General features: G+C 36.6%; 10 protein-coding genes and 2 pseudogenes. 10 read left to right on the top strand and 2 right to left on the bottom strand.

The annotated features are described in order from the left end of the window. Positions 1 to 215 precede the first annotated feature (215 nt). The 7 genes and pseudogenes from B806_RS19735 (at position 216) to B806_RS0105165 (ending at position 6,072) form a co-directional block, all read left to right on the top strand. Positions 216 to 440: a hypothetical protein gene (locus tag B806_RS19735; RefSeq protein ID WP_125510319.1), complete on the top strand. Its 225-nt coding sequence runs from the start codon at positions 216 to 218 to the stop codon at positions 438 to 440. Between the two features lie 33 nt (positions 441 to 473). Beyond that, a pseudogene (locus tag B806_RS0105190) lies at positions 474 to 836 on the top strand (plasmid replication DNA-binding protein); the annotation flags it as partial. 339 nt (positions 837 to 1,175) lie between these two features. Then, positions 1,176 to 1,511, top strand: a complete 336-nt coding sequence (locus B806_RS0105185; RefSeq protein ID WP_002125301.1) for a carboxymuconolactone decarboxylase family protein — start codon at positions 1,176 to 1,178, stop codon at positions 1,509 to 1,511. A 284-nt stretch (positions 1,512 to 1,795) separates the two neighbouring features. After that, on the top strand, positions 1,796 to 2,224 hold the full coding sequence (locus B806_RS0105180) for a hypothetical protein (RefSeq protein ID WP_002124576.1): 429 nt from the start codon (positions 1,796 to 1,798) through the stop codon (positions 2,222 to 2,224). Next, positions 2,149 to 2,349 (top strand): annotated as a pseudogene (locus B806_RS19240) (GABA permease); the annotation flags it as partial. The gene B806_RS0105180 and the pseudogene B806_RS19240, both read left to right, overlap by 76 nt. Positions 2,350 to 2,749: 400 nt before the next feature. Continuing rightward, a complete protein-coding gene (locus B806_RS0105170; protein WP_025466669.1) occupies positions 2,750 to 4,858 on the top strand; it encodes a TonB-dependent siderophore receptor in 2,109 nt (702 codons plus the stop codon). A 263-nt stretch (positions 4,859 to 5,121) separates the two neighbouring features. Then, a complete protein-coding gene (locus B806_RS0105165; RefSeq protein WP_006582413.1) occupies positions 5,122 to 6,072 on the top strand; it encodes an IS481 family transposase in 951 nt (316 codons plus the stop codon). 238 nt (positions 6,073 to 6,310) lie between these two features. Here the strand turns inward: B806_RS0105165 and B806_RS0105160 are convergent, their stop codons facing one another. Next, positions 6,311 to 6,739, bottom strand: a complete 429-nt coding sequence (locus B806_RS0105160; protein ID WP_000877730.1) for a hypothetical protein — start codon at positions 6,737 to 6,739, stop codon at positions 6,311 to 6,313. Between the two features lie 600 nt (positions 6,740 to 7,339). Here B806_RS0105160 and B806_RS0105155 point away from each other — a divergent pair. The 3 genes from B806_RS0105155 to B806_RS0105145 are packed head-to-tail and all read left to right on the top strand — an operon-like array spanning position 7,340 to position 8,193. Then, positions 7,340 to 7,696, top strand: a complete 357-nt coding sequence (locus tag B806_RS0105155) for a type II toxin-antitoxin system RelE/ParE family toxin (protein WP_006581604.1) — start codon at positions 7,340 to 7,342, stop codon at positions 7,694 to 7,696. Next, positions 7,689 to 7,991: a helix-turn-helix domain-containing protein gene (locus B806_RS0105150; RefSeq protein WP_001140619.1), complete on the top strand. Its 303-nt coding sequence runs from the start codon at positions 7,689 to 7,691 to the stop codon at positions 7,989 to 7,991. The genes B806_RS0105155 and B806_RS0105150 overlap by 8 nt, the downstream gene beginning before the upstream one ends. After that, positions 7,984 to 8,193, top strand: a complete 210-nt coding sequence (locus B806_RS0105145; RefSeq protein ID WP_000069471.1) for a hypothetical protein — start codon at positions 7,984 to 7,986, stop codon at positions 8,191 to 8,193. Before B806_RS0105150 ends, B806_RS0105145 begins: the two co-directional genes overlap by 8 nt. Before the next feature lie 109 nt (positions 8,194 to 8,302). Here the strand turns inward: B806_RS0105145 and B806_RS19235 are convergent, their stop codons facing one another. Next, positions 8,303 to 8,521: a hypothetical protein gene (locus B806_RS19235; protein WP_029747731.1), complete on the bottom strand. Its 219-nt coding sequence runs from the start codon at positions 8,519 to 8,521 to the stop codon at positions 8,303 to 8,305. Positions 8,522 to 9,240: the final 719 nt, after the last annotated feature.

The following is a 9,240-nucleotide window of genomic DNA, read 5'->3' as shown; positions in this document are numbered from 1 at the left end:
TCCTCTGAAGGATAAATGAAAATTAAGTACTTACACAAAATTTAGAACAGTCCCAGCCGTGGCTGATTTGATTGTTCACTTGGGCTTATTTGTATTAGTTCAGACTTGATCGTACATTCTTCTTGAAAAAGAGAAAGTTACCCGTACTTTCTCGCTATTCCAGCACTTGATTTCAAAGCCATCCGATGAGAAGCACTGCTTCGTAAAGCGGCTATTTGACGTGCATACAACAACCTGACCGTCATGCGTCCGGTCATTCTTTAATGGCTCAGCTCAATATGTTTGGCAATCAGCTTTCACGACTACCTGAATTTTCAAACTTAGCAAATGGTAATGAGAGCTATGATAGCCTAGCAGCAAAAATCAAAGAAATGCTGAGAGATCCAATACAACAAAAGCACTTCTTACCCCATCTAAAGAACCTAGGCTTTAAAGCTTGAGTGTATTGAAGAATACACATATTGTATTCTTCAATACAAAATCAAAATACACCTGAATACACAGATAAAACAGTTGTAGAACTCAAAAGCCAAATCGATTTTTTAAAAAAGCAGTTAGAAAAAGCCGAAGATCGTGAAGCCAAGGCAAACGCTCGCATAGATACACTGCTGACCCTCATTGAAATGAAGCCTCCACAATCCAATATGACTACGTTTACCGATCAGAAACCAGACCCGGATATAGCAACATATCCTCGGTCAGAACTTGAGCCGAAAGATGACGGATTGACTACTCCGGAGCAGACAGAAAATAAGCGGATTCCAGTGCCGGAGCACGTTGAACAGGAACCGGAGAAAAGGGGCTTTTGGAGCCGTTTTTTTAGACCCTATGATTAACCACGATTGTTTAACTAATATGAACAAAGTCGTGAAACATTGGTCAAAGAATAGGCGTGGAACGTGAAAAATCATAAAAAAACCCACCTTGGGGAAGATGGGCTATCAACTAGAAACTACAGCATTGATTTCTAAAGATAATTATAACGCATTTCGTATAAGGTGTATTATGTTAATTTTAGAATAATTATAAAGTGTCCAACTTGGATGAGAATGGGTGTTCAAGTAAGTGTTGATTTTGCAATAAGATTAAAATTACGTTGTTTACACAAAATTTAAGAAATTTTATCTCCAATTCAACTAATATTAAATCTGTATTTAATCAAAGGTATTTTTAAAATGTTCCTAGATTGGCCAGAACATACAGCACATGTCAAAAAATCATTTGGATCTTTAGGAAAAACTCACCCTAAAATGCTTCAAGCTTATTTAGCACTTAATGATGCTGCTGCTGCCGAGGCATTAGATATCAAAACACGTGAATTAATATCTATAGCAGTGGCAATCACTACGCGTTGTGAAAGCTGTATTTCAGTGCATGCAGAAGCAGCAATGAAAGCTGGTGCAACAGAAAGCGAAGTAGCTGGTGCTTTAGCTACAGCAATTCATTTGAATGCAGGAGCTGCATATACATTTGCTTTACGAGCTTTAGAGGCATATGAAGCACAGAAATAATATCTTTATTAGGTATTGAAAAAGATAATTTGACTAGAAAAACTGCTACATAATTATTTGAAAAAATTTAATGTACAGTCTCAAAAATGGGAGTTCAACAAAACTCCCATTTTTTATTATTGAGTCAGTTCTTAGTCGATGTAATGAGAATTTAATATAATAGCAATTACATTAAATTTCTTTAATTATCATAAAGATAATGTCATTTTTAAAATTTCGTATAACGTGTATTATGTTAATTTTAGAGAAATTTCATAATTCTGATTTTTTAGCTTAGGCCTTTAATGCAAAACTCTTATTCCTCTTTAGAAGAAATTTCATCTCTTGAATCTTTTGTGATAACGAGTCATATAAGTTCATATCATCATAAAATGATGTACGGTTTACCGAAAAATTTTAAAAAAATAGTTAAAAATGATAGTAATGAAGCCTTTAAAATTAATGCTAAGGCGTACCACTCCTCTGTTACAGGTAAATTTTTAACTCATAGATCATCTGCATTATTTGATGACATAGTTGATCATCCAGAAAAGTTAAAAATAGACTCTCAGTTTCTTCAAACTCTTAAATCACTAAAGCTATACCCAAATGATATTTTTCCCGAATGGAATCAGCATATTGAAATATATAATATTTTACGTATCTTGCAATCTTCTTTATTATTGGCGCACTTATTACCATGTTGGTTGAAGGCACTTATTTCAAAGAAGTAACCTATACCAGTTTACTTGCATTGTTTATTGTTGGATTAGGCATCTGTGCACAGAAGTTTAACTGGGGAAAGCATGCTCAAGATAAATCTGATAACACTCAGGCGGACTTGACCAACAATCTGTAATGTAAAACTAATGTCAGATTAAGCAAAATTCAACATACACTAAAACCAATGGCCTCCCAGTGAAAGCCATTGGTTTTTTAGGCTAAACTCAGCAATAAGTTCAATTTTTACTCAAATGTTAGCCACCGTTTTTATCTATCTTTCTGTATTCATATTCTAGAAAACTGTCAGCCTGTTTGATATTGCAGAACACTTTCAGAAAAGAATTTTGTATAGATTGCCGGCTCACTTTTAAGTGCTTTCACTATTCCCTTTATTCTAATAATTTTTATATAACACTTGAATAAAAAGCAAACGATTATCATTTACAGATCTCGCTAGTCAGCTTATCATTTCACAAACTTACAAATTCTCCGTATTTTCTTCACATTTAACCTATACATCATTTTAAGGATCTCTTGTGTTACTCCCTCATTTCAAAAAATCAGTCCTCACCCTCTGCTTATTTCCCTCCATACTTTATGCAGCCGATACATACCCTACTGTGACGCTTAACACGATAACTGTGCAAGCCGAAGGCAACTGGTTAGATGAAGCCAATGCACAGAAAGTACTAAATCATGCTGGAGCGCGTACAGTCATTCAGCGTGATGAGTTGATTAACCGAGGCGTAACTTCTGTCAAAGAGGCTTTACGCACTGTGCCTGGTATTCAAACTCCTGAAAATGCAGGAACAGCAGGGAGTGATGCATCGTTAAGCATCGGTGTCCGTGGTTTAACGTCACGGTTTTCACCACGCTCACAGGTACTCGTGGACGGTGTTCCACTTTCGTTTGCCCCTTATGGTCAATCACAACTCTCCTTAGCACCCACTAGTTTAGGCAATACTGAAAGTATCGACGTGGTGCGTGGCGCGGGCTCTGTTCGCTTTGGGCCACAAAATGTAGGAGGGATTATTAACTTTAACTCGCGTACAATTCCTGAAACCTTTGCTGGAACGGTAGACCTCACTACAGAAATTGCAGAAAACGGTCATGTAAAATTTAACCCCAACTTATTTGTGGGTGGAACCTTAGACAACGGTTTAGGCTTAGCGCTGTTATATTCTGGCGTTAATGGAGAGGGTTTTCGCGATAAAAATGATGACTCTGACATCAACGATATTCGCTTAAAAGCAGCTTATGCAATAGATGAATATGCAAAAATTGAAGCCAATCTACACCGCTACGATGCAGATGTAGATATGCCTGGAGGTTTAACCCCTGCTCAATTTGCTGAAAATCCATATCAGTCCTTGCGCAATCATGATTATATGAAAGGGCATCGTACTGACGGTTCAGTTAAATACAGCTATAAAAAAGATGACAATGCCTTTGAGCTTTTGGCCTATCACACTGACACCTTCCGTGATGCAGGAATGGAACGTAGTGGATCAAAACTGTACCAAACGGCGCCACGTAATTATAAAGTGACGGCAATCGAGCCACGGTATTCGCATGCGTACCAACTTGGGACTACTGAAAATGAAGTTTCTGTGGGCTATCGCTATCTACATGAAACTAGTGAAGAGGCGGTTAATCGTGCAAGCTATAACACGGTCACAGGCCCTACAAATGAATATGCTTGGACCAAAGCAGACGGGAAAACAGATGCACATGCATTGTTCATCGACAACCGCACAGATGTGGGTGCATGGTCTCTGATTCCTGGTGTTCGTTTTGAGAAAATCAAAACCACCGAAAATATGTACAAATTAAATAAAGATGCATCGGTACTCAACGGAGTACATGCTGAAAAATCCTATGATGTAGTATTACCAAGCTTTTCAGTCATGTATAAAGCCAATGATTTGTGGAATATTTTTGCAAACTACGGTAAATCTTTTGCACCACTACAATATAGCCAAATGGCTAATACCAATGCGTCAGGTGCCTATCTGACCATGCAAGGCTTGCAACCTGAAAAAGCCAATAATTATGAAATTGGTACACACTATTTAGACCCATATCTATCCCTAGAATTCACCCTGTTTTATATTGATTTTTCTGATGAATTAAAACGAGATGATGCAACTCAAACTTACTCAAATTTAGGTGCCACTGAACACAAAGGAGCCGAGTTCGGATTTAAATATAATCTCGGTGCAATCAGTGACGAACTCAGCGGTATTTCGCTATATGCCAATACCACTTACACCAAAGCAACCGCATCTGCTGGGGAAAACAAAGGACAAGATCTCGACTTTTATTCACAATTGGTCGGCAATGCTGGAATAGACTATAAAATTGATCAATGGACACTAAACACTAATTTCTACGGTCAATCTGGTCAAACCGCATCGGGCACCCATGATGCTACTGGACGCTATGGCAACATTCCTGGTTATGGTTTAGTGGGTATTCGGGCATCCTATGATTTTTCCAACACACAACTCAATGGTCTCAAAGTGGGCTTCGGTGTGAAGAACCTATTTGACCGTGAATACTACACTCGTTCAGCGGATCAAGTCGGTGGAATGTATGTAGGTGCGCCACAAACGTATTATCTACAAACCTCATTTGATTTCTAGACACTCAATTCTAGAAAAGCAAATATTCAGGCAGAGACACCTCTCATTCATCTTTGCAAAAGTGATGTCCTCGCCTGAAACAACTTTCCCTTTATTTCTAGACAGCACCGAAAGCTGAAATGGATACTCTGTCTGATAAATGTCAGCCCCTCGGCATAAGTTGCTCAGCTCAACCTACAACCTTCAAATCTAATAAAAGATACTAGGTGTTTAGTCCCAGATTTTAATGGTGCAATATTCTCAGATAAATGGAAGGAAGCACTATGGGACAAGTTCTACACAGCAGCGCCACAACGACACAGGCAGTGCGTCGAGCAATACAAAATAGTCAAGAGAGCTTAAGAACGCTAGCCAAGCGTTACGGCATCAATCAAAAGACCGTCGCAAAATGGAAGAAACGTACTTCAGTAGATGATCTTACAACCGGCCCAAAGAATCCTCGCTCAAGCGTGTTATCGCCTGAAGATGAGGCGGCAATTGTTGCTTTTCGAAAACGCACTTTGTTGCCGCTAGACGATTGCCTTTATGCATTGCAGCCGAGTATTCCTTATCTGACACGCTCGTCGTTACACCGCTGCTTACAGCGGCATGGTATTTCACGACTGCCTGAGGTACAAGGTGATCGCCCTGTCAGGAAGCGCTTCAAGAGCTACCCCATTGGTTACTTTCATATCGACATCGCTGAGATGCAAACAGCACAGGGTAAGCTTTATCTCTTCGTTGCCATTGATCGCACTTCCAAGTTTGCGTTCACTGAATTGCATACTAAAGCCAGTAAGATGGCAGCCGCGGAGTTCATGCGCAATCTGGTTAAGGCTGTGCCCTATAGAATCCATACGGTGCTAACAGATAACGGCATCCAGTTCACGAACCGCACCTGTGATCGCTACGCCTCTGAGCACATCTTTGATCGGGTTTGTACTGAATGTGGCATTGAACATCGTCTTACCAAGGTTAAGCATCCATGGACCAATGGACAGGTCGAGAGGATGAACCGAACGATTAAAGAAGCTACTGTCAAACGGTTCCATTACGACGATCACACTCAGCTATGCATTCACCTTGCTGATTTTATTGCTGCATACAACTTCGGCCGCAGACTCAAAACACTCAGGGGCCTGACTCCCTACGAATTCATCTGCAAACAGTGGACAGATGAACCTGAACTTTTTAAAATTGATCCGATCCATCAAATGCCGGGACTAAACACCTAGAAAAAGTGCTACATAATTATTTGAAAAAGTTTAATGTGCAGTCTCAAAAATGGGAGTTCAACAAAACTCCCATTTTTTATTATTGAGTCAGTTCTTAGCCTATGTAATGAGAATTTAATATAATGGAGATTGTATTAAATTTCTTTAATTATCATAAAGATAATATTATTTTTTTTGAATTTCGTATAAGGTGTATTATGTTAATTTTAGGGAAATTTAAGAATCTCTATGCAATGGTTTATTCAATATTCTTTGATTTCTTATCTTTTAGGTTAATCAGAAATAGCCAATAACATAAGCCAGGAAATAGAGCCATAAAGATAGTCCATGTATCTGTATACATCTTCCACCACTCTTTCGAAATTTCTCCTGTGTGACTCCATCCAAAAAGAATAAAAAATGGAGTAGCAATAATTATAGAGGCAATACAGATAGTTAATAAATTAAGACTGTTATAACGATTTAAAAGAATTGAGAATATGAAGCTGAAAGGTACAGTCAAAATACAATAAGCCAAGTAGACAAGACCGTGCCCTACAAGAACCACTAAAATCGAGTATAGGCTGTATTCCTGATTCATTACGATAAACAGGACTGCTGTGAAAAAAAGTAGTGGTAAAGGAGAAAGTAAGAGAGCTTTTACTATTTTTTCATTTGAGTATTTCACTAATTTAATTCTCTTATCTACTCAATAAATAATAATACTATAACGATTTTATTGGAGGTTTTTTGATTCTATTTAACATAATGTGCGTTATACGAAATTAACAAATTGAAACATATAAAAATCAAAAACTTATGCTATAAATAATTTGCTCGACGATGTCGAAAAGCTGACTTGGAAACAAGTCGGCTTTTTTATGAGCAGTTTTGATATATTTTGCCAATAAAATTGGTTAAAAAGCGATCAAATCGTAATTTCCTTCCGATTCCTTAAGGCTTCCATTTCTGAATTTATCCCCATTTCTTGCGGATAAGCTTTGGGATAATTTTTGATGATTTTTTGTACGCTTTGGCTTACAGCATTTTACGAAATTGTTTGTATCCAAGCACCAGTGAAGTCCCTATGATCGATCTATATGAACAGGATGTTCAATGACTTAAAACAAGAATAATCAGTCAGACACCATGACCATTAGGTAGTCAGCCCTACCTATGCGCTCCACACCGAAAAATCCCGACATGACGTCGGGATTTTTTATTGTCATTTGAATAATAATTCAATTAAGCATAAAATATAGATTGTAATCTATATTATGGTTGTAATATGTGGACAGTCATTACAACGGATCTGTTTAACGAATGGCTTGCACAGCAAGATCAATCTACACAAGAGAAAGTACTCGCAGCGTTGGTCGTTCTACAGCAACAGGGACCAAGTTTAGGTCGTCCTTTAGTAGATACCGTCTATGACTCCAAATTTACCAATATGAAAGACCTACGTGTTCAGCATCGAGGTAAATCACTGAGAGCCTTTTTCGCGTTTGATCCTTTACGACAAGCTATTGTGCTGTGTATCGGTGATAAAGGTGGTAAAAAGCGTTTTTATAAAGAGATGTTAGATATTGCCGATCAGCAATACGAAATTCATCTTTCAACTTTAGGAGATCAATCTAATGGCTAAGACCCTACAAGAATTATTGGCTAATCGCTCTCCAGAGAGTCAAGCTCGTATTCAACAAATGGCGGATGAATTATTGTTGGAAACTCAGCTTCACCTTATTCGTGAAGAGTTAGAGATTTCTCAAAAAGAATTGGCTGCAACCCTTGGAATCAAACAGCCTTCATTGTCAGCAATCGAAAATCGTGGTCATGATCTTAAAATTTCAACGATGAAAAAGTATGTCGAAGCAATGGGCGGAAAACTTCGTATTGATGTAGAGCTTCCAACAGGAAAACACATAGGATTCAATGTCTAATAATAAACCTTTGAAAAATAGTAGTAAATTACTTGTTAACTTGGACAAGTTTATATTTTTAGTCAATGCTGCTGATAGCCTAGAGGAAATTGAAATTATTAGAGATTTATGCTGTGACTATTTTTCACATTGTAAGAAGTCAAGCTATTACACTGATATTTTCGACAATGCTTATTGGATAAAATATTACGAAATAACTTAATCTTTCCAGATTCGCATAAGAGATTTTATGCTAAATAGATATGAGAAAGGCCATAAATTGTGACTTTCTCATATACGAAGAGAGAGCTGAGAACTTTCGTTTTATTGATTTATTCAAAATGAAGCTGATATTGATGTGTGGTGATTTTAATTTTTAGTTGCTTATATTTTCTTTTCGTAGCGCTCAGAGCTGAATTAGACACTTCTGTATAAAATATAGGATCATTCATCAAATCAGAAAATAATTTATATCCAATCAATAATTTACTGTATTTATTCCCATCTTTGAGATTCGTTTCAATTAATTGATCTAGAAAAACTATACATATTAGCCTCGATAGAGTGTTTCTGAACGGACACCATACAGGGTTGGCGATAGGAACTAAAGTTAAATTAGGTATTGATATATGCAATATTATTGTAAAAATAATAGATTAAACTTATATCGAGGCTAAACTTTACTCCTTTAATAGTAAAAATCTTATTCAGGATCCAAGATATATCCTTCTAAAAGACTTTAGTCCTTCTCTTTTTCAAGTCAAATTTACCCGTAATTCTGGCTAGAATACTCTCTCAAAATTGCATATACCCTATATTTATCTTGATATAAGGTCTTTTCTATAATTTTTTGGATATCTTCACTAGTCCATTTTTGCTACTTAGCTTTAAAAATGAACTGTGATTGCAGAACAAATGAGTGTTCACCTTTTCTTAAATAAAGATTCTTGACTTTTTTTTGCATAAGAAACAATTCAATAACCTATACTCTTAAACTTTATACTAGTTGGGAAAAATTTACTTTTAATTATAACTTAATAAAACACTTAACTTGTAAAAAAAACTAAATTTCAGTTACTTAATAGACAAAAAAATATTATTATTTTTGTATCAGTAATGTTTGATATTCTTTGGATTGTATGTTGTGGGTTCTTATAGTATTTCTAGGTTTAATCAGTACACTATTAATTATTTCCATATTAAAAGAGTATTTTAATGATCCTAGACAGTATCGTGGACAACAAATCCCTCTAAATTCTTAAAATATTTC

This window comes from Acinetobacter sp. TG2027 (assembly GCF_000302435.1).
GTDB lineage: Bacteria > Pseudomonadota > Gammaproteobacteria > Pseudomonadales > Moraxellaceae > Acinetobacter > Acinetobacter pittii.
Note: the sequence above shows the minus strand (reverse complement) of the source record. Positions and strands in the feature narration are given on the sequence as shown.